Source organism: Pseudoalteromonas luteoviolacea, from assembly GCF_001750165.1.
Classification (GTDB): Bacteria; Pseudomonadota; Gammaproteobacteria; order Enterobacterales; family Alteromonadaceae; genus Pseudoalteromonas; species Pseudoalteromonas luteoviolacea_G.
Window position 1 is genome coordinate 2,810,833 of sequence record NZ_CP015411.1, and the last position, 24,946, is coordinate 2,835,778.

The 24,946-nt window shown below is 39.0% G+C and carries 19 protein-coding genes; 4 read left to right on the forward strand and 15 right to left on the reverse strand.

The genetic code is table 11. The annotated features are described in order from the left end of the window. Positions 1–3: 3 nt before the first annotated feature. From S4054249_RS11890 to S4054249_RS11920, 7 genes are all read right to left on the reverse strand, one after another. Entirely contained in the window at positions 4–1,590 is a 1,587-nt protein-coding gene (locus tag S4054249_RS11890) for a phage baseplate assembly protein V (RefSeq protein WP_052960972.1), read from the reverse strand. A 1-nt stretch (position 1,591) separates the two neighbouring features. After that, positions 1,592–2,329: a hypothetical protein gene (locus tag S4054249_RS11895; RefSeq protein ID WP_046356254.1), complete on the reverse strand. Its 738-nt coding sequence runs from the start codon at positions 2,327–2,329 to the stop codon at positions 1,592–1,594. A gap of 2 nt (positions 2,330–2,331) precedes the next feature. Then, on the reverse strand, positions 2,332–2,577 hold the full coding sequence (locus S4054249_RS11900) for a hypothetical protein (protein WP_046356253.1): 246 nt from the start codon (positions 2,575–2,577) through the stop codon (positions 2,332–2,334). A gap of 12 nt (positions 2,578–2,589) precedes the next feature. Beyond that, complete coding sequence (locus S4054249_RS11905) at positions 2,590–3,051, reverse strand: phage tail protein (protein WP_046356252.1); 462 nt, start codon at positions 3,049–3,051, stop codon at positions 2,590–2,592. A 48-nt stretch (positions 3,052–3,099) separates the two neighbouring features. Next, on the reverse strand, positions 3,100–3,546 hold the full coding sequence (locus S4054249_RS11910; RefSeq protein WP_039609825.1) for a phage tail protein: 447 nt from the start codon (positions 3,544–3,546) through the stop codon (positions 3,100–3,102). Positions 3,547–3,670: 124 nt separating this feature from the next. After that, entirely contained in the window at positions 3,671–5,398 is a 1,728-nt protein-coding gene (locus tag S4054249_RS11915; protein ID WP_046356251.1) for a phage tail sheath family protein, read from the reverse strand. A 1,148-nt stretch (positions 5,399–6,546) separates the two neighbouring features. Further along, positions 6,547–6,957 (reverse strand): hypothetical protein, encoded by a 411-nt coding sequence (locus S4054249_RS11920; protein WP_046356250.1) that lies wholly within the window; start codon positions 6,955–6,957, stop codon positions 6,547–6,549. Positions 6,958–7,221: 264 nt separating this feature from the next. Here S4054249_RS11920 and S4054249_RS11925 point away from each other — a divergent pair, with 264 nt between their 5' ends. Continuing rightward, positions 7,222–8,055 (forward strand): SGNH/GDSL hydrolase family protein, encoded by an 834-nt coding sequence (locus S4054249_RS11925; protein ID WP_046356249.1) that lies wholly within the window; start codon positions 7,222–7,224, stop codon positions 8,053–8,055. Between the two features lie 89 nt (positions 8,056–8,144). Here S4054249_RS11925 and S4054249_RS11930 read toward each other — a convergent pair whose 3' ends face one another. Further along, positions 8,145–8,951, reverse strand: a complete 807-nt coding sequence (locus S4054249_RS11930; protein WP_046356248.1) for an enoyl-CoA hydratase-related protein — start codon at positions 8,949–8,951, stop codon at positions 8,145–8,147. A gap of 140 nt (positions 8,952–9,091) precedes the next feature. On the opposite strand from S4054249_RS11930, the gene S4054249_RS11935 reads away from it, so the two are divergent. Continuing rightward, the gene (locus tag S4054249_RS11935; protein WP_046356247.1) at positions 9,092–9,694 is read left to right on the forward strand and encodes a FecR family protein; all 603 of its coding nucleotides are present in this window, start codon (positions 9,092–9,094) and stop codon (positions 9,692–9,694) included. A gap of 414 nt (positions 9,695–10,108) precedes the next feature. Then, complete coding sequence (locus tag S4054249_RS11940) at positions 10,109–10,897, forward strand: hypothetical protein (protein ID WP_046356246.1); 789 nt, start codon at positions 10,109–10,111, stop codon at positions 10,895–10,897. 566 nt (positions 10,898–11,463) lie between these two features. On the opposite strand, the gene S4054249_RS11945 is transcribed toward S4054249_RS11940, so the two are convergent. The 3 genes from S4054249_RS11945 to S4054249_RS11955 all read right to left on the reverse strand — a co-directional run bounded on the left by S4054249_RS11945 (position 11,464) and on the right by S4054249_RS11955 (position 14,587). Continuing rightward, on the reverse strand, positions 11,464–11,778 hold the full coding sequence (locus tag S4054249_RS11945; protein ID WP_046356245.1) for a hypothetical protein: 315 nt from the start codon (positions 11,776–11,778) through the stop codon (positions 11,464–11,466). Positions 11,779–12,247: 469 nt separating this feature from the next. Then, positions 12,248–13,174 carry a hypothetical protein gene (locus S4054249_RS11950; protein WP_046356244.1) on the reverse strand — a complete coding sequence of 309 codons (927 nt, stop codon included), beginning with the start codon at positions 13,172–13,174 and terminating at the stop codon, positions 12,248–12,250. 9 nt (positions 13,175–13,183) lie between these two features. Continuing rightward, on the reverse strand, positions 13,184–14,587 hold the full coding sequence (locus S4054249_RS11955) for a hypothetical protein (RefSeq protein ID WP_046356243.1): 1,404 nt from the start codon (positions 14,585–14,587) through the stop codon (positions 13,184–13,186). Between the two features lie 87 nt (positions 14,588–14,674). Here S4054249_RS11955 and S4054249_RS11960 point away from each other — a divergent pair, with 87 nt between their 5' ends. Beyond that, the gene (locus S4054249_RS11960) at positions 14,675–15,172 is read left to right on the forward strand and encodes a hypothetical protein (RefSeq protein ID WP_046356242.1); all 498 of its coding nucleotides are present in this window, start codon (positions 14,675–14,677) and stop codon (positions 15,170–15,172) included. A 1,367-nt stretch (positions 15,173–16,539) separates the two neighbouring features. On the opposite strand, the gene S4054249_RS11965 is transcribed toward S4054249_RS11960, so the two are convergent. From S4054249_RS11965 to S4054249_RS11980, 4 genes are all read right to left on the reverse strand, one after another. After that, complete coding sequence (locus S4054249_RS11965; RefSeq protein WP_046356241.1) at positions 16,540–19,479, reverse strand: hypothetical protein; 2,940 nt, start codon at positions 19,477–19,479, stop codon at positions 16,540–16,542. 192 nt (positions 19,480–19,671) lie between these two features. Continuing rightward, entirely contained in the window at positions 19,672–20,958 is a 1,287-nt protein-coding gene (locus S4054249_RS11970) for a hypothetical protein (RefSeq protein ID WP_046356240.1), read from the reverse strand. Between the two features lie 153 nt (positions 20,959–21,111). After that, on the reverse strand, positions 21,112–22,629 hold the full coding sequence (locus S4054249_RS11975) for a hypothetical protein (RefSeq protein WP_046356239.1): 1,518 nt from the start codon (positions 22,627–22,629) through the stop codon (positions 21,112–21,114). A 53-nt stretch (positions 22,630–22,682) separates the two neighbouring features. Next, positions 22,683–24,941 (reverse strand): GNAT family N-acetyltransferase, encoded by a 2,259-nt coding sequence (locus S4054249_RS11980; RefSeq protein WP_046356238.1) that lies wholly within the window; start codon positions 24,939–24,941, stop codon positions 22,683–22,685. Positions 24,942–24,946 lie beyond the last annotated feature (5 nt).

Sequence of the window (24,946 nt, forward strand, 5' to 3'; positions counted from 1 at the left end):
TCGTTATCCTATTTCCATCTTGTCTGTTGCAACCACCACTTTTGCACTTTCAATAGTGATGTTACTGTCCATTTTTATCTGACTATCATCAGGGGTTTTAATCACCACATCTGTTTTTGCTGTCATGCCCGCTTTGTCTTTTTGAGATAAGGCATAACCCGAGCTCTCACCTAAGGAGATTGAGTGGTCTTTACTGCCTTCCATGATGATATGTGGTTTTTTAAAGGTGAACTTAAGTGCCGTAGCTTGCTCTTTAAAAAGCAACCCTCGAACATCATACTCTTTTTTGTAACCGCCCAGAGGTGGGATCGCCACAGGGTTATGGCATGCACCAACAATCACAGGATGTCTTGCATCTCCACCAATAAAATCGATCAAAACCTCTGTGTCAGGGTTAGGAGGTAAAAACAGTCCTTCCTCTTTGCCAACATACGTTGTCAAAAGCCTTGCCCAAATAGGCTCTGTGGTTAATGTATTCAATGTGATCGGAATACGATGTAATTTTTCTTTATCTGCTTTAAACGGTGCAACTGTGGCAACTAGCATCGGAGTGGCAGGTAATTCAGCCCATTTAGACCAGCCACTTTTGGTTAGAGAGAGACCCAAGGTAAATTCACAAAACCAGCCTTGATTGCTTAAGTGGTGGTGAATTTCTGTCACGATATAATCGGCTTTGTTACTCTCGCCAGCACCCGACACTTTAATCGCATCTAGTAATTTCAAGTTATGTAAAGTGGTAGCTTCAGACATATCTACTTGAATGCGGCCTTGGCTGGTATCTAGCAACCGATATACTTGCTCCGCTTTTGCTTTTGCCGCAAGTTCAACTTTATCAATGGGCACCTGTGATTTGATCACAACGTCTTCTGCCGCCCCTTCTTTTTTCTCGCCAGAATCGTAGTTTTCAAGCAACATCGCTTGAGTTTTTATGTCCCAAGCACTGTGATCTACTTTTTGGGCATAAGAACTATTGTCCATAATAAGCTCAAATTCGGTACACCCATCCATCGCAACATTAAACTCGGTCACAGCAGGTTTGTGCGTCGTCAGATCAACAACTTGGATCCCCTCCTCTTCATAAAGGGCAAACCCATTGGTCAGTATACGGTTCATGATTACTTCCCACGGTTTTTTCTCAACCATGAGATATTGATAGTGTTTGACTTTGCTATCTGCGACTGTTTTTTTACCGCCACACGGCTTGAGCAAATCGTTGATAATATCTGTATCAGTAGAGTCGGACTTGTAGAGCTTACTTATTTTGGACTGACAAAGTTTATTCGCTTCACCTTTAGCGAATACTGCAAGGTAAGGCTCACTACAATAGCCAACCTTGCCACCTGTTATCACGCCAACAAACAATGTCATTTGTGTGTCTTCGCCGAAACCTGCTTTAATTTCGATGGACTTACCAGGCTGAAAGTCTTTATTCAGATCCAGTGTAAAGCTTTCTTCTGCCATATCACCATCTTCGAATATAATAGACAACTCAGAAACCTGATTTAGTCCCCGATGAGTAACCACTTCTCGAACGCCGACTTCAAGTTTCTTCTCACTGCCATCAACTAATATCGTATAACGAATATCCATGTCATCGCTCCAATGGTGGGTAGGTAATATATTCACCCACCGATGCACTGCGAATTGAGGGCATTCTATTTACACTGGCAACTTGATGAACATAATTGGCTTTGCCATATATGGAAGTAACTTTTGATACTAGGCTGTCTCCATCCATAAATTGCAATTCGTGCGTGAGATCTGGAGAGCTTTTACCTGTTCTAAGCTTAATTTCTTTACTAGATAGACACTCTGAAATATTACAGACTACCTGAGCTTTGACCCGATTACCTTTAGAATTAACCAGTTCAGTAATTACATTAATATCGCTAAACATGCCATGGAAGCCGCCATCAGCACCATGGTTCAGTACCATGTTCAAAGGCATAATAGTGACAAATGCAGGTAAGTGAGTTTCACCTTGAACAGCGAGGCCATATTTTAGCATTTCCTGGATACTGTCTTCTGTCGATGTCTCACCGCTCATAGTCATTGCATACTGTGATGGTGTTTCAATAATCGTGTTATCGAGTAAAAACGTAATCGTTAAAACGGACGGGGGTGATTTTTGATAACGTGCAGAGCCGCTCTCAGAGCCAATGGCCTTTGAATCTTTTAAACAATTTTGATGAGTAACATTGAGTGATTTTGGATCATATGGAAGCGTTAACTCACCCAACTTATTGCCATCGCCACGCTCAATTTTTTTATAAAAAGTCACTTTGCAAAGTGGTAAGCCACTTGCGTTAATGCCGTCTGCTTTATTCATAATTAGGGCCTCTTTTCCTTGCCTTGACGTGCAAATCTAAATTCGATGTGTCGTTTTAAATCTGACTCTAATTGGTGTAATAAGTCTTGTAGTTCGGACCAGCTTACTGTGTTGCTATAATACTCAGACTGTGATGATTGCTGCGTCTCTTCGCTGGACATATCGCCAGTGTTTGCCACCGTTGACTGGGAAGGTTGATCAGCACGGATCCGTGCTTTAACTCGAACATTGTTACACTTAACTTCCATCTATTGAGCTCCTTACACTGGCACACCTGGAATAGGCACTGCCACCAAATCGCGATAACTAAAGCTAAGAGACTCAATAAGTACATCATTTCTACTCGCATCAATCCCCTCCCATTCCCAGCTTTCTAAAAATGCATCTTGAACAAGCCAAGCTTGCGATGGTATGTAGTTATCATCTAAGGTGGTGATCAAAATCTGATTTTTAACCAAATAGGTATTCCAAGCATCGCCAAATACAAGGTTTTGTAACATTAGAGGGCTACCGCCTTGGAAAACGCCACGTTTTAAGGTTAATGTTTTCGCTTGCTTTTGGTTAGCAATACTGACACGGTTATTGGTATATTCGATACTTCGGTTCATTTTGAGGCCACTGACTTCTTTGAACAAAATATCAATGGGGTTAGGGATCCCTGCGGCCACAATACCAACTAAAAATCGATACCCGACCATGGGGGTTCTAGGGTCTTGAAACATATTAGCCACCTAAGCGGGCACTTACGTGCCCTAAAAGAGATTTAAAAATTAATGGAATTCAATCTTAATGTCGTCTGCCATCATCTCTAATGATTCAACACTGGCTTCATTTGAGCCGCCGTTAATGCTAGGTGCAGTGAGCTTTTTAGGAAACGCATTAATCACTTTCCAAGTTACCAGTGGCTGAGATCTGTCTTCATTAGTCAATGAAATCGTGATGTCTTTTTTATCCACTAGGTTTAAGCTGATGGATGAGATCCAATCGTAGAATTGGCTCTTCTGCTTAACCAAGCCACGCTTCAATGTAATGTTGACATCTGTTGGTTGCCCAGGCATGTGTTTTTTGCCATAGCCATCTTTATAAGTAATTGTTTCAACGCCGATGTCTAGACCTGACACTTCTGAAAATGGAATGCTCTCTTCGCCGAAGCTGACAACAAATCGATAGACGGGAATTGGATATTCTGCTGCGATATCTGCTTTAGTAGTAGCCATGTAATAACTCCAAAAATTCGGTATTTACAGCTATGCTGTAGTAAAAATTAATATCTATTTGACGCCAAGGCTCAGCGTCAAATAGCAATGTTTGATTAGCTAATTGCCATTTAGGCGATACTAATTAGCCTTCAAGGCTCTTATGAGAGAATGTTAGAACGATGAATTCAGCTGGACGAACAGCCGCAAGACCGATCTCAATATTCATCAAGCCATTGTTGATATCATCTTCTGTCATTGTTTGACCAAGACCAACGTTGACGAAAAATGCTTGCTCTGGTGTTTCGCCAAAGAATGCACCTGAGCGCCAAAGGCTCTCTAAATAACTTTCAATCATGGTTTTAAGTTTTAGCCACGTGAATGGTGTATTTGGCTCAAATACTGCGAAGTGTGTCGCTTTTTGCACTGACTCTTCAACCATATTGAATAGGCGTCGTACAGATACATATCGCCATTCGTTATCATTACCTGCAAGCGTACGCGCACCCCATACTAGAGTCCCTTTACCCACAAACGTACGGATAGCATTGATTGACTTACCTGAGGTTGCATCAACGTTGAGGTTTTCTTGATCCGCATTATCAATTGCAAGCTTTGGCATTAATACTTGTGCAAGTGCAGCATTCGCTGGCGCTTTCCAAACACCACGGTCTTTATCTGTTTTAGCCATCACACCTGCGATTGCTGGTGAAGGAGGCAAATCAAGGTAGTTTTTACCAAGTTCAGCCTTGACTTGATTGTAAACATCTGCAGATGAGAATGGGTAAGCGGGGTCACCGATTGCAGCAAGCTGTAGCTTAGGAAGCATGATGTCGATGAGTTCAAAATCATCCGAAATGGTAATCGCAGAACCGCCTGGTGTTGCTGTTACTTCACCGCCTGCTAAGTCAACTTGCTCACCATCAGTCAGACGATAGTAATTAGTGCCATCTGTTGCAAATACAGTTTCTGGCACTAAGTAACGATTGCCTGATGGGTCATATTCAGCATCCGTTGGGTCGTTCGCACCTTCCGAGTTGTATAAGTAATCTTGGCCAATTGCAGCCCAAGCGCCGTCGTCACCCACACAAACCAGTTCATGGGAAGCCGCTTTTGGCCACCAAGCTTGAGCCGTCAACGGTGTACTAAGCACAACTTGCTTCGCATCATATGTACGTGCCATTGTTGTTGTTAAGTATGGGTAGTAAGCTGCACCATATTTAAGACCTAGTGTCGCGCCAGCTCTAAGTGCTTTCGAGTCTTCAGAGATTGGGTCAATGCTGTTTTCATCCGCTTGCATTTGAACGTCAACAAGTGCAAAGCGATCCATTCTTTTTTCAGCATGTACCAGCGCTTTGTTTTGGACTTCGTAATGTTTAACTGTATTCAAGCCAATCGATTCCGGGCAAGAAATAAGTGTTACTTCGTCTACTTTGTTAAGTAATGTGATTGCAGCTGTAAAGTGTGCAGCTTGTCCACTTTGTAGCTCGTTATTAGTGATAAGCGATGAGCTCGCCTGACCAATACTAACGATATAACACGCACCACCACCATTAGCGAAAAAGTGGCTAACAGACTGGTGTAAAAAGAAAAATGCGTCTGAAAGCATTGAGCCGTCAGAAGTCACGTTGAAGCCACCTGTTGACTTAGGTGCAACTTTAAAGCTCTCTTGGTATGCACCGCCAAAAACAGCTTCAAACTCAACCATACTGGTTATACGAGTAGGTGAATTAAGATAAGCAACATTACCGTTATCATCTAACTTTGTCGTATAACCGATAAAGGCAGGGATAGCCGTCGCCACTTCTGCTACTGACGGAGGCAGAGTTGACTTCTCTTGGACGTAGACGTCTGGGGTTTTATATTGAGGCATAGTTTTTCCTTACGTTGATAATTACATTCTAAAGAGCCGATTAGGCAAGAATTTTTGGGGAAAAGAGGCACAAAGCTGCTCGGTCACAACAGTTCAGGTGGCAAATCAATGGGAACAAACCCACCCTTTCCTCTGTGCCTCTGAAAACAAAGAGCCTTTGCACGGCTCCGCCACATCAGTCCCAACTGATGTGTATTTAATAATTAATTTGTACTGCTATGACGCCGAGGCTAAAAGGGTGTGAAAATTAAAATTAACTTTTTTTAATCTATTAATTTATATGAACTTTTTTGATCTTATTATCTTAAAATGAATGAGCTGAAATATCGCTTTTTTAAAAAATAGGCGTTGATATAAGAAATTATTTTAATGTTGTACATTGAAAGAGCGGCAAGATTAAAAAGCCGTGATATGAAAAATTAGTCAAATAAGCACCTCTCAGTCAATGACATAAGTTTATATCAAGCGCGACAATTTGATTTGCCGACAAACCACAGTGGCTTGCAAGTAACTCACAATAAGCACAGTAAAGACGATTGTTGACGGCTTATACCTGAAGCCTGTGATCTATATAGGTTGCGATTGACACACAATTAAGCTCAAAACTCCTCTCACTCGTGAAGGTTTTTACTATGATCAAAAGCTTTTTCAAAAAATAAAGGGGACGTTGAGTTCAAGTTGTCTGCTGTTTTTTAGTCTGGTTCATTTACGTGGTAACGCAGATCGTAAAAGCAAAACCTAAAAATAGTCACAAGTCTTGTCAGTAGAGACCCTTATGAGTCAATGCATAGTCTAACATCACTCAGGGCAGCAACATTTAAAACGTAGAAAACGACACAAAACACTTTGTATCGTTGGTGGTCTTGGCTTCAATGTAAAAAACAGGTTTTTGTTCACACTAAACAGACTGCCAAATCATCCCACTATTTGCGTCATAAATAATAACTCAAGCATGAGTCATAGTACTTTTTCTACAAGCTAAACATTAACAAAAGTTGACCATTGCCCCACTATGTAACACCCAAGCCGTAGTCAAGAACTGATGCCAATTAAATACGACAGCTTAACCATATTCATTCGATTTATTTCTTTGCCAATAATCGGTATTTAAATATGTATAACAGTGAAAAAGTACTTTGGGATAATTTTTATTTTGATATAACAATAGGTTGAGTCGGCTCATATTTCACAGTTAGCTCTGTAGGAGGGCCTGGGTCCGGTACTCCTTGAGGGTTGAGTGCCGGGATAACACTCAATGCGCAAACGATATCACCTTTGAGTACAATAGGTGCCCCCCCTTTAAACGTCACTTCAGATAACACAATATCGTTAATTGCACTGAATGTAACCGTGCCACCAGCCGCATATGCGCCATTTATATACGGTGACATATTCACTTTTTTAGTTAAGAACTTTTCGATATCATCTTGAACCGCTATCTCGCCATGGCAAACTAAACCTTTAGATGCCACTTCTAAGGGACCTGCGGTTGGAACAACAAGAACGCCTTTATCTAGTAGCAAATTAAATACAGTACTTTCATTGAGAATTTTTATCATTATGAATACCTAGCACAGTGCGATAAACCAGATTTACGTCAAGAGCTTCTATGCATCTACTCTTCTATAACGTCACCGTTCTTTAGCCAATATGTACAGGCAAACTTTAGTGACTCTAAATACAACGGAGTTCTCTCTCGTTTGTGAATTTTATTTTCGAAAAACGGACGAACAAACCTTTAGAAAGTCGACCAATGTCCTACTTACTGTTTTGACTTCATGTCATATCGTAAAGGTGTTTATTTTTCAACCAAAAGGTCCCTAATGTTGACGTCAAATATATTAAAAACTCTGCTGTGCAGTGCTGGTATTTTGCTCACCGCAAGTGGGTATGCAGCCCCTAAATCTGAAGAGGCTCCTTTGCTTTTAATAGGTGCCTCATTCGCCAATGCGAAAATGCCTTATTTCGACAACTTGCAAGCACCACTTAACGGTATAGCCATAAATTCTGGCAAGTACTTATCTCTTGGCAATGCACTTATCAGAGAGCCTCTACTGTCTGGCCACCTTATAAACGAAGGCCAAGCTGGCGCAACAACATTTGACAGACTGACTTGCTTTCCTGGGCCTGAATGTGTCGGACCTGGCTGGGAAGGTTATGAAAAGCTATTTACCAAAGCTTTGAGCAGAGTCACCTCATTCTCCGGAGAAATTTCTGCTGACTATATCGTCATTATTCGCGGTAACGATTGTAACCACCCTGATGCATTTGGTATTCCGATGTCAGAAACTTCTGAATGCACCTTAGAACAAATGAATGCATACATTGATACCTTTGTCAGTGTCGCCAAGCGAGCAATAAATGCAGGGATCACACCCATTTTTTCTAAAGCGCCTGATTACGATGCTATTGATTGGGAAACATTGAGAAGTCGATTCAACTGGCCATGGATAATCAGCAAAGAAAACTATGAGCTATTTTCCGAACTTAGACTAAACCGTTTAAAAGCTGAAGTGCCCGATGCGATTTTCTTGGACATCTGGAAAGGGTTTGAACCAATGGACGATGGGCTTCATCCAAACAGAAAGACTATGCAGCGCGCAGCAAAGCGAATTGCAAAAGCAATTAAGAAACATCGAAAACAAAACGACGCATAATTCAAACTGCTATTTTATACATACAAAAATAGGGCTGCTTTCCCCTTCCTTGCGCGCAAAGCAGCCCTCACCGCCATGTCTGTTAAAATTTAATATTGCATTCTCGCCAATCGGCGCAGATATTTTTGCTGTGCCGCATCTACTTTAATCGCGTTTTTTACCCATGTATCAGCAACATTATTAAGCTGATTCAATGCATTGATATTTTTTTGATATCGATACTTTTGCAGCATTGAATGTCCTATACCACAAGCTTGGGCTTTTCCTACTAGACTTCTTACAACCTTTTCTCCTTCCCCGGGATTGGCTAACACATCCACAAGACCCAATTCATAAAGCTCAGAGGCACTAAACCGTCGATTTGAATACATCACTTCCATTAAGACACTACGGGACGATTTGTGCTGTAATTTGCCGACCAAAATATGTTCTAAGCCGTGGTTAAACATGGTTGCGGGGTATAGAAATTCGGCCTGCTCCTCTGCCACAACACAATCAGCACACAACGCAACTTCCATACCAGTGCCATATGCTCGACCTTGAATCAACGCAATGCTGGTTAAGTTATGTTTTGCGCCGTGCAAAATGCGCTGCAATAGTGTCATATAGATGAACGCATATTCTTTAAGCCAAACATCATCTTGCTCCAACATACAAGTCACGAAGCTACCTAAATCTCCTCCAAGACTAAATACACCTGACTTGTCACTGCTGAGTACTTTGATTACACGATTTTGCGTATCAGGGTCTGGTAAAAAGAAATAACTGAGCTGTTTTAATAGTGATTTTGTAAAATAAGGCGCCTTATTCAGCTGCATTGTGGCCCAATGCAAAGAACCGGCTCGCATAACTGACAAAGGTTCACTGGTAAATACGGGGTTTGCTCTCACTTGCACGAATTTTTACCCTTTCAAATTAGATCAATGACCCGACGTATCATCATGAAATTTGTGAACGATTCGTTAAGATAAGCTCAAACAAGTCGACATCCAGTCGTCGAGCTTCTACTTTTAAAGAAAACAAACGGAAACTTAGAATGAAATTACGGCAATTGAGTTTCTTTCTTCTTTCAAGTGCTTGTTTCGCTGATACGCAGATCGCTCAAGTTATTCTTGCTAAGGAGCAAGTTTCGGCAAAATCAAATTCTATTGAGCGCAACTTGACTCGCAAGTCGCCGGTTTATATTGCTGACACGCTAAAAACCGGGAAACAAGCACGCGCACAACTCAGGTTTTCTGATGGCACTATTTTGACTTTAGGTGAACAAACGCAATTTATTGTCGACCAGTTTGAACATCAAGACAGCTCTCAAGCCAGATTTAGTTTTTTAACAGGGGCATTTAGGGTAGTCACTGGCAAAATTACTAAGGTGACAAATCCAAACTTTAAAATTAAAACCCCCATGGGTTCCATCGGAATTAGAGGCACAGACTTTTGGGGAGGAAATTTATATAGCGCAGATACAATCGATATTATTTTGCTGGACAGTGAGCACCCTCTTGTTATTGAAAATGAATTCGGCCGAGTGAACATCTCAACATCCGGATTCGGCACTACGTTAACGAAAGGACAACCGCCAAGTGAACCAGAGAAATGGTCAGATAAAAAATTACAAGATGCTGTAAAAACCATTCAATAAGCACATTAATCAGTAGAACATTTTTCCACCTCATCGGAAAATAAAATATATTTATACTCTTTCCTCTCCATCTAAAACATCCTGATGTAAAAAAGTCAAAATATTCACACAAAGTTAAAATGGTTAATTATTTTTAAACAATGAAGTTATCTGCAAAGCTGATTTTAGCTTATGAATTGCATATTCAATCACATTTATCAGCAAAGGAAAAACACGAAAAAAATACATAATACATTGTTTATAAAACATATAATTTCTAATCAATAAGCATATTTACTTCAAAACTGTCACTATTTGCTAGGCCTCGTTTTGTTTGTTACTTTGCATCTCGTTAACACTTTGGGCCCAAGTGATAACACACTAAAACTAACAAGTGATAAACAACTGAACTAAAGAACTACCAAAGGAAAAAAAATGAAACTGTTTAAATTAGGTACACTTGCGGCTGCTCTATTAACATCAGTAAGTGCAGTTGCTGCGCCTATCAACGTTGCTGACACAAATGGTTATGACCGTCACACTGTATATTCATACGGCCCAGTAAGTCGCGTTGTGATCACCAGTGAATTTGCACATAACTTCTCTGCGGACATTGAACTTCGTGACGGCGCACGTTGTGACAACGGTAACCTATATTCAAACGTTGACAACAGCCACGTTGTTAATGTTGGCGTTCAAGCGAATGCTTCAAATGCAAATGCTGCAACTATCGGTGTTACTAACGCAATTGCTGAAGACAAGCTTACACACAACAAGACACTTCATTTAAGCTGTTATGATGCAGACAACACTTGGTACAACGTTCTTGTAAACGTACCTGGTGCACCAATTGTAAATTGGGACATCACAGTAGAGCCAGCAGGTGAATTTGTAAACCAGCCTTATTCTTTCGGTTACCATTCAGCATTCCGTGTTAAGAGCACGCTAAATGTAAACAACCAAAATAAGAGCCAGTCATACTGCTACACAGTTGCTAACCGTGGCCTATCTCTAGGTCTATTCCACGGTAGTGACACTTCGAATACGTTCCACTCAGATGTATTCACTCAAGACAAAGTTTACACTAACGATACTGCACAACCAGTTCTTTACCAAATCGTTCAGTGTGAAAACGCTGCAGGTAAAACAATGGCTGTTAAAGTATTCAACTTAACAGATCCAAATGGCATCTACACTTACGAAGACCAACTTATCGTTAAGTAATTGGTGACGGAAAAAGGTTTAAAAATGGCAGCTTAAAATAGCTGCCATTTGTTTAGATAGTTTTAACTTGTATCTAATACCAGTAGATAAAAAGTCACAACCTTGTAATCAAGCGATTCGCGACCGTAATGATCAAAAATATAAGCTCAATATCCAAAGAGATTTATCACAGCCAAATATCATAAGAAATGGCCACTACTCTTCCAACAAGTAGTTAAAATAAATAATTCATCATAAAGGTTACTTCAATCGCTAACCTTCAATTACCTACTCAGATTTCTATATACTCATCTAAACCCATCAGCTGAAGATAAGGTATGGCTATTTATCATGCAAAAAAAGCATAGCTACCATACCATGCTATTCATTGATAATAGAAGACCTACGCTGACTTACTAAATTGTCGCCATTTAAAAGCTTATGCTTTAACCGTGACTCGAAAATAGCACTCAGGTGACAAAGTAATACCTAAATTACTTTGTCCAACTTGTTTAGTCTAAGTTAAAGAGTCTCTGGTAAACTAACTAAGTCCATATCAATTTTTATAAAAATCGTATAGAGCTAAATTATTGACCCTGAACAGAAATAATTTTGATATCACTATATTTATCGCCTGAATGGTCCCAATATCTTACCCATACATTCGCATTGGCAATTTTAGCCGCCAATGCTGTTGAATACATCATTTCAGCTCGCTTATCACCAACTTGACCAAGTGTAATCCATTGATTATGCGAGTCAATTCTCATGATTAAAGCACCTGAAGAGTTAATATAGGCATGCGTAACTTTTGCATTGTAATCATTTTGATCACCAGCCATAGCTTGGAAAGCTGGTAGAGATAGAGCAAGCATTAGAGTAGGAATGATTTTTTTTATCATGAGTTTTAATCCATTATTTTTGGTTATTTGGCAATGTTAAATTTTCGAAATTAAAGGATATATAATTTCGGAGGGGATAATAAATAAGTTTTAAATCAACATCAATAGTTTCACTAGTCCAAATAAGAAAATACCATTAGCCACTCAAAAATTATGATAAAATTAATACCAAAATAACAAACCGCTAAATATTTACTCACTATTTTCTATGGCTCGTATATATAAGGCAACTTCGGTCGTAAAGTATCTTTCAAAGATTTATTAATGACGCTTTAGATTAGTGATTTTCACATATATCGATATAGCTATGTTTCACGAATGCAAACGTAAAAATCCGATAAATAATCTTATCGGATTCTTATTACATAAAGAGAAGTTAGCTTAACGTTGGAGCAACCTGCATACTTATTTGTATGAATGCTAAGTTCCTTTACAATTTTATTACTATGCAAATCATCAAGTATCAAGACTAAATATGTGGCTCAATAATAATATTAAAAAGAACGGTTTCCCCACTTTCTTTAAAAACTTCGTACTCAACCCGACCGTCATTTAACATTGAGTGGGTGAAGGTAAAAGATGAATGCTGACCCTTATTAACTCTCCTTTCAGCTATCAAAGTACCTGATTCCCAGACCTTAATGGTTAAATCACCATCGCTGCCAGACTTGTTATATATGGTAAAACGTTTCGGAGCATTAATACCAATACCTCGTGAGAGAGTTTTGTTTACTGCAGTAATACCAATCCCTTCGGTCACATATCCATGTAAATCTAGTATACCGTCGCTATGAAACCCTGAGTGATCAGAACGTAGAGCTTCTTTGTTAGTGACTTCGCACTCGTCAATTTGAGGAGCGGCCTGAAAAGCCTTTGTGAATTGAGCAACATTTTTTACATAAGAGACAAAGCGTTCCTTAGAATCCATATTCATTGCAACCACTCGTCTTATATGGTCTCGTCCCTCTGTATCCATACAATATGTAGCCTTACCTATTTCACCATACGAAAATAACACTTGATGAGGTGTTAACCTACCTGCAGGAATAGCACCGACTGCAGGAGAGCTCGGAGCAGTGATGACTTTTCGCGCGTAAGCTGCCGCATGATAAAGATAACCCCGTTTATCCCTCTCTAATGGGTATTGTTCTGCGATATACCACTCTATATCGTCTCGAATGCCATCATCATCTGAGTCGGTACTGCCTAAACTACCATTGTCTTGAGGAAATGGAGGTAAGTTATGACGAAAAACGACTGGTATAGGGATAGTGATCCCTCCAGATATAATAGGGGCAATTCCACCAACATTGTCTTTTTCAATTTTAGAGATGTCTACAGCAAAGCTTTGTGAAGATAGAAAGCTAAGTATTACAAATAACAGTTTAATTTTCATGATAGTCCCTTAATAAATACACGAAAGCGTTGCTCGCCATCTTACGGAATATTCTCTATGGTTTGTTGCCAAATGCCTCACACCTATAGTAAAACTGCCATCAAATTCAGGGTTATAATAAAACTGATTATCGCTAGACTTACTATTGTTTAAAACGCTCTTTTTATAAACTATGGGGCTACTATCAAATTTCCAATTAAACTCTACATTATTATAAAGTTTCGCCGGCCACGCATCCCATACTTCAAAATCCAACTTGAACCTTTTTCCTAGTGGAGGCCGGAATGTTTGCTTAAACCCACTAAATACCGCATTCTTGCTATGTGATGGGCTATGCTGTTCAACACCCGAAAATGAAATAGAGTAATTGCGTCCTTGGTACTCACATGGCCGAGAGGGACTATCTCCACCATCATCCTCATTGTCTGGTTGATTCTCCATTTTTTCGAATGCATTTATCACATCACGAACAATTTTATTCTTTGAGTTAACATGAAGTCCAGTTACTGCGTCTTGTCTAATATACGTTTCGCCCAGCCCGTGCCCTGTATAATCACCGTGAAACGGAATTAATATATTGGCTGGCCTAGGCTCCAAATGCGCTGGCTTCACGGCACGTATAGCATTCATGATAAGATCATTGTGATTTGTAGTATGTGCTCCTCCCCCTTTGGTTGTAATGGCTGGAGTCGCAACAGAAACTATTTCGACATGCTTAAGAAATGTATTTCCGTATCTTAGTGAGATTTGATCATAAACAGAATTAGCATAGAAATTCCCTTGAGAGTGCGCAAAAAGCACCACATTATAATTTGCGTTGATATGATCAATTGTCTTTTTGACCATATTCTCAAGATCTTTATCTGTAGGTTGTGTATTTTCGTTTTTGATTGTGGCAGAAAGTTGGAGCAGTTCAATACTCAGCCCCCCTAGTATCACATACGCAGCATCTCCCCAAAAATTCGCCTCCGAATTATCTTGTTCATCTTGCGCTTTTTGAGCGAGAACCTCTGCTAACTGATCTATGAGTTCTTCATTTTCGTTTGAAGCATGATCTATAACATCCACATGTTTGGCAAATGCACTTCTAATAGCTGGTTTGTTTGTATTCAGCGCCTCCTCTCCTGTCAACATACCATTGAGATATATTAATGCTCTTCGGCGAGGCTTGGAGCCATCTTTTTTACTTGATCTAATTTCTGTACTGCGACTTGAATAGGCGGTCTCCGTGCTAGAATCAACTTCAAGACCGGATAAAGAACTATCGATATCACTATTATGATTAGTGGGATCCAACTGAATATAATCAGGTTGAAAAAAATTGCGCTTTACTGGTTCTTCATTTGCATTTACGCTTAAAACTGAAGACAACATAAGAAAAACGCAACTTTTTCTATATATAATTTTAGTCATTTATATTGCAACTCCTTTTTATTACAAATAAACATATTAACCAAAAAATTAAATATCAATATTAATTAAAAAAAGAAATCATTAATCATGAAAAAAACATACAGCACTATAAAATCAATAATTTTATTTACTAGCTTAACTTCACTGCAAGGTTGTTACTTTTTCAGTGAAAACATTGTTATTGATAAGTGTTTTTCTCCATTTTCAATTTCAGAACAAGCGCTTTCAAAAAATATTGAGACCCGTATTTTACCTCCGAGCGACAACTTAATTAGTAATGGCTACAGCTTTACTCTAATAGATAAATCTTACAACTATGGTCAGAACAGAAAATCAGAAGGAGATATTAATTTTACAGGAGACTTAATATTAAAAGTACCAAACTGGGCTCACAAATATATTGGTGGAAATCCAAAAGGCTTATACTTTGAAATAAAAAATAGTGGCCAAAAAGGTATAACTAGTTTTTTAACAATGAAAAACCATATGCCCAGCTTTTTGGTTAAAGTTAAACCGCACTGCAAAAATGAGTTGTTAAAAACGTGCCCAAACAACAAGTGCAGCTATAAAGATGTATTAAATTAAGCGTGCTTTTTTTGAAAAATCATTACTCTTTGACGAGAGTCTTTAATGAAATAGAGAGTGGGATTCTTTTTAGAAGTATGAAATAAGCAGCTATAGAGTTTAAATTAAAATTGGTCGCGAAGTTATCAGGGCCAAATCTCATGTGGGATTGCAAGCTGAACCTCTAAAAATTTGAAAGAAAAATTAAGATTCCGCATTTACAATATATCAGACAGTGCTTCTACGGTTTATAGGCAAACCATTATGTTCGAGCCAGTATGTGTGATGTAAATGCTTGCTGGAATAAAGTACACATTTGTCAAAAGCCCTGAAATGAACTCAAGAACATGCGAACATAGACAAAACTGAATGTACTAAAGGTATTTTTAACACTTGCGAAATAATAAGCAGACTACCTTAAGAAAAATGTCCTGATTTAGTTGTACAGAACAGGTTTTATACTCACTGAAATACTCCCATCAGAAAAAACTTGACTATGTACCGAATCTACTAAAGGGAAAATTAGTAACACGGCCATATTTATACCTCTTTTTAATTTCAACCCACCATAAAAAAATTAACTTGACCTGTGAAGAGTTTAGAAAAATCACTTCATAAAAATAGAGCCCTGACCTTTTTATATTACTAAAAGCCAACCTTAAAAAACATTTTTTCATTTTGAGAGTGAGCGGAGGGCTTACACTTTAAGGACGAAAGTTTAATTAATTACCTTTAACCACATTAAACGTTAATTTTATTGAGGATAACTCTCAATTTCATTCTAATCACTCTCACAATCTAGTTAATACCAGTGCGCTACAGTAAACATTCAAAGTCAATGAAGCCTATCCCCCTCTCTATTTTCATTGGCCATAAAGGCGTAATTCACTTTATCCCACAGCATTTCAATTAGGTATATTTCTCTTCACTTTTTGATTAGCCACCGCCACATTAAGTTATTAATACAAACTATACTCCACTAAAATTGAGCCACTCAAGGTTATTAAGGGTTTCAGGTAATATATTAATCTTGGAATCACACACTTTTAAAAAAATTATCAAAAAAAAAAGCAGCCGTCGGGCTGCTTTCATTGAATTAAAGCTCTAAGGGCCATCTCTGACCGCGTGTGTGTATCGCCAATTAGGCTTTGGCATGAATCAATGTTCCTTTTACATGTTGTATCGATACGAGCAGTTATGTATTCACAGCCACTCAAATCTAACTAGCAACATAGTGAACTCACTCACCAAGATCTATTACGCTTTATTACACGCATTGTTATAATTTCAAGAATAGCCAGTTTCTGTCTTCTCTATTAGAGTAGTTCATGTACGTCTATTTAATTTTGGTACGAGAACATATCGCATACACGTTAGTAGCTTAAGCTTTATAAATATATGAACCTCTCCTGCTCAATGCTCTGTAAAAAGTCTTCTGCAATCGCCTTATTTAACTCTGATTTAGACTTTTTATCTTTATATTCAATGACAATTTCTTCGATTTTTTTAAGTATTGCCCGACGCGAGTTTACTTTACTCAAATCGGTTTTATGATACTTTTCAATTTGTTCAGATACCTTCGCCTTACTATCACTTTGTTCAAAGAAGTAGAGTATCTTTCTTCTTTGTACTGCATTATCCCAAACTTTAGGGCTCCAGATATAAGAATCTCCTTGAACGACTTTTTGATCAGTTTCCATCATGCTTCGTAACTTATCAAACTGGGCCTTCTGTTTTTTGTCTTTTAGTAAGCTTCCGTAATCATTCAATAGCTTAGGTCTCTTCTCTCGTGGGTTCACGTCAAACAACGTTTTTCTTACAACTTCCGAGATCTTACGTTGTGCCTGCCCTTCATTCTCATACTCAATATCATTGTTCTCTTGTTTATGTGTGCTAATCCATTTATCAACCGGTTGATCAATAGGTTTAACCTCCGATTCAGATACTTCAGCTTGCGTAAACACATTCTGTTGAGATGCGTTACGTTTAATTTGGTAGCCTTTTCCTGACTCATCTTTCTCTATTGTCCCTTCTAGCGTGTATTCGCCAAGTTTCCAATTACCAAACGTCATAGACGCCAATTGCTTCTCAAAAAACAAAGCCTTGGCTTTTAAAGCTGCACCTACTGCGGCATTCACTTCTCCATGGAGCTTAAAATTACCCTCGATAGGACTTTCTTCGTTCATTCCGAAGTGGCCAAATGCTTGATCATCTCTACCATTTGTATACTTCAACCCACCTGTAACCGAAACATCACCAGTAATTTCACCGCTGAGTTCTCCAAAAATAGATGCCTGAAGTTTTGCAAGATAAGGTAAACCGATAAATCCAAAACCGTCTATTCTCGCTTTAGCCAATGCCCCAGCCCCCACTTTACCAGTGACTTCATACAAAGAGGCCTGCTCATTTTTCTCCAACTGAGTTACATCTAAACCCACATTTGCTTTGACTTCAAATCCCCCTGTGACTTCAATGCCAACACCTGCTATACCTGCAACTAGCGGAACATCGATGTTTAATGCTGGTATACTGACACCTTGCTTCCACTCACCACTAATCCCGCCTTTTTTCTTCTTATTGTCATAGTAAGCTTCTAAACCGAGCACTCGCGCTCTTAAGCTTTGAATGCCGTTATTTTCATCCTTTTCATAAGTAAACTTACCACCTTCAAACTTCAGTGATGACAATCCCTGATGAACTGTGAGCTGTTTTAGATCAAAAACTTTTTTCAAACTAGAAGACTCAGTAAATAGACTAGATTCAACGACATCATCCTCATTAAGCACTTTGCTTGAGTCATGTTCTAAATCCATAAAAGCGGTTTCTGCTTCAATTTTATCTTTCGTAAATTTGGCTTTTGTCATCGCCAAAGTCATTTTAGTGTGCTGGCTAATAGGAATAGTGACGTCAGCTTGAGCGATTTCCCCACCGAGATGCTCATCATGATAAGTGACTTTTGCTTTTGATAAAGATGCCGTAACACCTTTTGGCAAACCATATAAACTTACATCAGTCCCGATTTCAAATTCAGGAGACGCATTTTCTTTAATACTCACTTCACCTTCAGGATTGGATATTGACAAGTACTCAGGTATCACTTTAAAAGTGCTTGATGATGATACTTTTGCTCTACCGGATTTAAACTTACCAGTAGTATCCATTTTTAAATCAAACTCACCATCCAACTGCTTTTCTGCCCATAGTGGTACATGGGCGTCACCATTAAAGTGAACCTCATCTTGACCTTTATTGTAGCTAAGTGCAATTTTGTCTGATTTTACTTTCCCCTTTGCAACTGATAAGCCGTGAATACTTGCTCCAAAGAAAGACAGTCCATCATCATCAAGCACCAGCTTGTCTCCCATCACTTTATCAACATGAATATAGTCCGATAAGTCAATAGATGATGATTCAAATACAGGTGCTATAGTCAGCTCCCAGCCACTTCCAAACGGCAAATTAACTTCAATATCCCCGCCCAATTTTTGACCCATAAGCGACACTTGCGCTAAGCCTGTCGCTTTGAGGCCAGCTCTTTTTTCACTGTGACCAACTTCGTCCCACTCTCCTAATTTGGGCGGGTTTAGCCCTAAAGAAATAAACTGATTTTCAACCAAGTTAGCATGGCTTTGTGCTTCTTCTTTTTGTGATAAATCATCACCTTGATTGTCTACCTCATCATCATTCTGACTACCTATAATATATCCTGTCAGCTTACTTGTGAGTGCATTTTGAATACTTTCAACCCAATTTTTTAAAGCATCAACAAAATCTTTTAATTTGCTATGAGCTGACTCTATAGGCTCTAAAATACCAAAAATATACGACTCCGTGACATCGCCACCTCGAAGGTGTGCTATCCAACCTCCGTTGTATAATTTATTGGCAGCCCAAAGCCAAATTTTGCCAAACGCCCACAATACCGCCGAAATAACCCCTTTTGGAATTGATGCAATCACATCTATTGCTTTCACTATTGCGGCTAGCCAAGGGCTTAGAGACTTAATTGATGTAATAGCGTATGTCAGTAAACCTGAAATGGTATGCTTGACTGTTTCCTTGATACTTGCTTCGCTCCAGAGCATTTGCAATGCATAATCTCTAGCTACATGAACGCCAGAAGATAAAATGTTTACATTAACGGCGCCAGCACTGAGAGTTGTGATTTGCGGCCTTCCCAACTCCTCACTCACTATGGAGGCTGTTTCCGACTTTTTAAAAGAGGGGTCACTTTGTAACCCGTTTATATTTGTCAGTAAAGGTGACTTGAGTGATTTATGCATCAGTTCCTTAGAACTGCTTGCGTTTTTAGCTTCGCGAGTTTGCATGCGATAAGCTCCTTTTATGATTGAAAAGCGACATGGATCTAAAGCAATCGAACTACATGCACAGTTCGATTACTCCGAGGATAGGAAATAGAAAATGAGGCAAGGATGTAGTTGCTATCGATATAGCCGAGGTAAGGAAAAGGCAGTGCGATTTTTTAGAGTAACAACTAGGAATGATTAAACACTACTACATTATAAAGCAGCAACTATCTTAGACGCATCAGAGTCTGACATAACTTGTTTTTCCAAATCGGCCAGGGGCGTTTTATTCTTTTTAAGTTGCTGTAAATATTTCTTACTATTGTCTTCTAAACTTTTATCCTTATCTTGGCCAATTACATAATCATCAATGAAGGTTTTGCGATTGCTGACAGAAACCGTATCAAGCTCCATCCAGGTTTTTATGATGTTCTCAAGGTATAACTGCTGTTCAGGTGTGGTGGTCGCCCGCCAGTTCCCGTCAAAATCCATCCAGCCCAATGACTTAGATATCACTCCTGCCATGCTACCGACACCGTCTATTACGACCTTATTCATATTATGGTGTTTACCTAAGCCAACATCCCTACCAGCCTGATTGTTGCCAGCTTCTTCAAAGTAAACCGTTTTAATACCCATGGATGCAATAGGTTCTAAATTGCCACTTCGGCCACCAAAATGTGTCATTTTATCACTATATTGACCAAAAAATGCGTACTGACGTCCCATGGAAACGTAACCTGCTTCTTTTAGTTTATTTACTGTAAAGTTTGTATCAGCAGATAAATTTGTACCCAGAGCAGCTTCTTGATCTGTAGTTAAAGAACCAGCTATCGCATGCTGTTTTTTATCTAGCTTTGAAATTATGTTATTCCCTGCGCCAGTACCGAGCCAATGCTCAGTTTTAGCCGTTTGCAGAGTGTTCTTCGAACCAGATTTTGCAGGATCCCCCTTAAACCATAAAACAGGGTTTCCAGCACTATTACGCGCCTTCAATTTTTTTCCTAGCTCAGACTCATCAGCGTCTCTGCCATAATCGGCATATAATGAATCTTTTAGTGAAGTCTTATTTCCGGCTCCCTCATAATAGGTAACAAATGGATCAATCTTACCCGTTTGAAAAACGTTAAGTGGTACCTCGCCTGGATTTTTATCTTTCTTATATTTATTGCTCCAAGTTTTAATAGATTCCGTACGACTCTCATGTACATTTGAAGCTTCGGTTTCGTAAACATATGTATTGCCTTTTACATTGTGTGTGCTAAGCAAGCCATATAGTCGGTCATCTATTTTTTGTATATCTGCATTTGTATCCTTAGGCACAGAAATAAGCAAACCATTGTAGACTTGAGCATCTGTTTCATTTTTTAGAGCCAAGCCTGTTCCGGCAATCGCCATTCTAGAGTCACCACTCATTTGAATATTAAAATGAACCCAGTTATTTTTGTTCTTTTTTTTCAGTTCAGAAACACTAGGTTTTTTATCACTTATTTGTTGCATATTAACCCTTCACTTGCGTTATAAAAATTGGAATTATCACCAATAAATAGTGACAGTAAAAATATCGAGCAACCGAATTAACTTCAGTAAAAAATCTAAGCTTTTGGTTTGATGTGAATTTATACTTGGGCAATTTATACCAGTATGAATGAATTATTTCCCTGATAGAAAAGACTGAATAGTGTTTGCAATACGTGTAATGTTTTCTGCTCGTTCACCAGATGTTTTGTAGGCTTTAAGTATGAATGTTTTTAACTCCTGTTTAAGACTTTTTGAACGAGCCAAGTCTGTTAAGCCAGCTTCTACAATTCCTTTAACGAGTCGATCAACCTCTTTTATTAAAACGTTATCTTGATTTGTATCGTTATCTTGATTTGTATCTTTATGTGCACCATCAGGTTTATAATTTTTTTGTTCAATCACCTGAATGAACTCTTCAGCCATCCCCATAACTGTTGGTGAGTGAGGTAAAACATCGCGATGAAAGCGGCCGAACTTTTTCTTACGTTCTGGATCTTGGTTACCTTTTGTTGTGTCATGAAGCGCTTGAGCACGTGCCCCTCCTCGCAGCTCTAACACACCAAAATACTCATGAGGTACAGTATCGATAGATAAAACGTCAGAGTTTGGCATCACAATTAAGTTTTCTATGTTGCCACTGCGTAGCCCTACATGAACTACCTTTTGAGAACGATTGCTTAAGCCCCACCAAAACCCTTGCTGTAAAGTTCGAGGTTGCAGCCTGCGCCCTTCATGGTGTCTTGAATGGTCGACATCAACGTCTTTTATATGTCTGAATAAAGCGCTCTGGTGCATCCTAGTTAAGTCTACAACACTATTCTTTTCTATACGGTTGTCTTGTTTAAGCTTATTGACCAGTGATGAGTTATCTCCAGCAATGACAATCCTATCAGTCTTCTCAATGACTCCAGCAGACAAAATTTCTCTATACACGCTCTGACTAGTCTTGTGTCGATTATCACCTTTAGGGTTAAATTGACCTTTTTTATCGAGATCATTCTTCCACCTTTGAATTTGTTCAGCCTTATTATCGGAAACACGATTGTTCCAAAGCACCAAGTTTTTCTTGCCGTCAATTTTACTCAGAATTTTAGTTACTTTTTGGTTATTAATTTCATAACTTGGATCATGCATAATTCTTGGGTGAACCCAGTTTAGCCAAACACTTTTCATATCGTCACTAAATTGCGCTAACTTTTCCTCTTCTCCAAAATCGGCATCAAGTTCATGTAATTTCCCCCCATCCAACTTTTGCAATCTTACTTCATTTGGTACCCCAACAACCCAAACGTCTTTATTTCGCTTTATGGCGCGAATATCATTCGCCTTATTAAGGGCAATATTTAATTCAGTATCGGAAGAGTCATTTTTTTTAAATGGAAATGAAACAACAATCGCTTTGTCACTATGTGCCAATGCATATTTGCCTTTCTCAAAATCTCCTCGTTCTTTATGTGTCGTAATGACCACTTTATTTTGAAAACTGGGAGTAACTTTCACCATATTCGGTTTAATTTTGACACGCTGGTTTTTACTGCCTTTTTTTGGCGTCTCGATGGAATGGTCAACCAAATCAATGTACCAAACTTGATCTCTTTTCGGATGAGGTGCCATATGTGATATAGGGGTTTCTTTGGGCTTGCTTAACATATTAAAACACTCTTTATTACTAACACTTTTATAGGAAAGGCGTCACTAATAAACTACTCACTTTGTAATTGCAGTGAATAAAATACTTCCCTTTTAACGCCTTCATGTTGGGTTTTTTGAAGCTCTTTAAAACCCAGCTGTCTTAAGATCTTTCTAGAAGCGGTATTATGTGCCCAGGCAGACGTAACAATATGCGTATAATTCTGATAAACAATCGAGTTTCTAAGGTATTGAATAACTAACGCTACACTTGATTTACCAAACCCTTTTTGTTGATAGTCACATCCAATCCAAAATGATAAATGCAAGCTGTGCTCATAACTTACAATGCTTTCGTCCTGTATTGCATGGTTAGAGGGAAGAAAGTCGACAACTATACCGCCTACAAAACCCACCGCTTCATGTACAATAGCAAAGTGCGCTTTCTTATTTGAATTACCTTCCTCTAGCCAACTGAGCCACCGTGCTTGAAGCTGCTCAAACGACTCGAATTTATCCCCTCGCAAGCTTTCAGAGATTTCCGGCTTACGATACTGCAAATAATATTCAGCTAAATGATGCTCTCCCAAAGGTACCACCTTGAGTGCAACTGTTTCATTGTGCTTTTCAATTTCAGCACTCAGGTCACACCAATCTAAGTTAGTCCAACGTAATTCATAAGCGTCAATATCAGATGCAAGGCGTTTTGATTGTTTATCTGTAGGAGATAAAGTTAATGCCAAATCTAAACTTTGTTTCGCAGTTAAAAGTTCACCTGTCGCGAACGCTGCTACTGCAAAGTTATGTAAGCAGGCGGTGCTTGGCCCGCAACTTTGCATACAGGTTAAAAAACAACTTTTAGCCAGCGCCCAATGGCCTACATCTATCGCAAGTAAACCGAGATCAAAGCCAAAAGCGTCATGATCTAACAAAATGATATAATTTCCCCATACTCGGTTAAGCAAATCACACCACTCAAGACGGTGCTGTAACGTGATCCCCTCACTGATTAGACGTGACAGGAAAATGGCCAGTACCTTTGGATCATATTCACTTTGTACTATATGAGCTCGTATTTGCCTCTCTGTCAGTACCTTAGCCGCACCATGCAAACTATCAATAACGTATTCAGCCGAGTCAGGGCTTTTTAATAAACAGCACTGCTCGAGTTGGTATCGAGTCAACAGAAAATCATCATTTTTATAGTTTTGACTAAATAACACATGCAGGGCTTTTTGACCAAATGGGAATTGGACTGTATATCCGTGGCCTATATGGCTTGTAAGCTGCTCGACAAGTTCAAAATCTAACGGTAAAACCATTGTGTTTTCAGTCAAAGGGCATGTCAATGTTAATCCACGTTGTTGCGCAAAATCACTTAATAGACTTAAGCTGCCTTTTGGAAAAGCTAAATTCACGGTTTCAAGTATAGATACAACTTCAAGCGGCAAAGAAAATGTTTTAATTGCGCCTTCGTTCATTCTCTGCTCAAGTGCTTCATTTAAACACACACTAAGGCCGGGACTCAGATTATTCGTTATTTCGCTTTTATCACGTAGTTGCCATTTGCACTCTATCGATTGCGTCTCATCTTTGTTTGTAGTGGTTAAGGCCGCCTTATTTTCTTTACGAATATTCCAAAACATCGGCATCTCAGGATTTGACTTGCTCTCAAACTCACTCTTTTCGATTGCTTTGTCCTGCTGTAATAACTGGAACTCGGCCTGATACAGGGCTTGACCATGGAATTTGCATAAATGCTGAGGAAGCTGAGAGAACAAGCCATTTGCAATAAAAATACCTGGATTTGCCGATAGATCCAAAAATTCCCCTTCAATACACTTTTGAGGAAACTCTTTGTCGCTGTAAAAATCCCACGCGATTATTTTCGCATGACCATTTTTATAAAAATGACTAAAATCTGGGTGCTGAGACAATTTATCACTGTACTTAGAGTTGTATGAAGCAAAAAGACAACATACATTAACCTCTTTAAGCCCTTGTGAATCCATACTATCAAGCAATTTATACAGCAACGATAGACCAAATTGATAAGCAGCTGTATGAGGAAAAACAATATACAACGACTTTGATGTATCTAGATACTGCTCCCTAATAATGTCATGGCAACAAGCTAAAATCATTTTAGTGTATGTATTTAACCATGCCTGATTAAGCCAGCTCTCAACGGTATTTGCACCCTGTGGCGAGTCTGGCCACAGTGATGTGTCAAATGAACAGTCTTGTTTTTTCGCCCCCTCTACCCGCCCCCTCTGTAAACTCGGTGAATTAAGCATATCATTCATGTTTTCTAATTTATTTTTTATCGTCATAACAA

Bases quoted from the DNA above. Each gene is read 5' to 3' on its own strand.
- S4054249_RS11940 (WP_046356246.1), top strand. From the start codon at position 10,109: ATGAAACTGTTTAAATTAGGTACACTTGCGGCTGCTCTATTAACATCA.
- S4054249_RS11905 (WP_046356252.1), bottom strand. From the start codon at position 3,051: ATGTTTCAAGACCCTAGAACCCCCATGGTCGGGTATCGATTTTTAGTT.
- S4054249_RS11970 (WP_046356240.1), bottom strand. From the start codon at position 20,958: ATGCAACAAATAAGTGATAAAAAACCTAGTGTTTCTGAACTGAAAAAA.
- S4054249_RS11910 (WP_039609825.1), bottom strand. From the start codon at position 3,546: ATGGCTACTACTAAAGCAGATATCGCAGCAGAATATCCAATTCCCGTC.
- S4054249_RS11925 (WP_046356249.1), top strand. From the start codon at position 7,222: ATGTTGACGTCAAATATATTAAAAACTCTGCTGTGCAGTGCTGGTATT.
- S4054249_RS11955 (WP_046356243.1), bottom strand. From the start codon at position 14,587: ATGACTAAAATTATATATAGAAAAAGTTGCGTTTTTCTTATGTTGTCT.
- S4054249_RS11915 (WP_046356251.1), bottom strand. From the start codon at position 5,398: ATGCCTCAATATAAAACCCCAGACGTCTACGTCCAAGAGAAGTCAACT.
- S4054249_RS11890 (WP_052960972.1), bottom strand. From the start codon at position 1,590: ATGGATATTCGTTATACGATATTAGTTGATGGCAGTGAGAAGAAACTT.
- S4054249_RS11900 (WP_046356253.1), bottom strand. From the start codon at position 2,577: ATGGAAGTTAAGTGTAACAATGTTCGAGTTAAAGCACGGATCCGTGCT.
- S4054249_RS11960 (WP_046356242.1), top strand. From the start codon at position 14,675: ATGAAAAAAACATACAGCACTATAAAATCAATAATTTTATTTACTAGC.
- S4054249_RS11950 (WP_046356244.1), bottom strand. From the start codon at position 13,174: ATGAAAATTAAACTGTTATTTGTAATACTTAGCTTTCTATCTTCACAA.
- S4054249_RS11975 (WP_046356239.1), bottom strand. From the start codon at position 22,629: ATGTTAAGCAAGCCCAAAGAAACCCCTATATCACATATGGCACCTCAT.
- S4054249_RS11965 (WP_046356241.1), bottom strand. From the start codon at position 19,479: ATGCAAACTCGCGAAGCTAAAAACGCAAGCAGTTCTAAGGAACTGATG.
- S4054249_RS11895 (WP_046356254.1), bottom strand. From the start codon at position 2,329: ATGAATAAAGCAGACGGCATTAACGCAAGTGGCTTACCACTTTGCAAA.
- S4054249_RS11920 (WP_046356250.1), bottom strand. From the start codon at position 6,957: ATGATAAAAATTCTCAATGAAAGTACTGTATTTAATTTGCTACTAGAT.
- S4054249_RS11935 (WP_046356247.1), top strand. From the start codon at position 9,092: ATGAAATTACGGCAATTGAGTTTCTTTCTTCTTTCAAGTGCTTGTTTC.
- S4054249_RS11945 (WP_046356245.1), bottom strand. From the start codon at position 11,778: ATGATAAAAAAAATCATTCCTACTCTAATGCTTGCTCTATCTCTACCA.
- S4054249_RS11980 (WP_046356238.1), bottom strand. From the start codon at position 24,941: ATGACGATAAAAAATAAATTAGAAAACATGAATGATATGCTTAATTCA.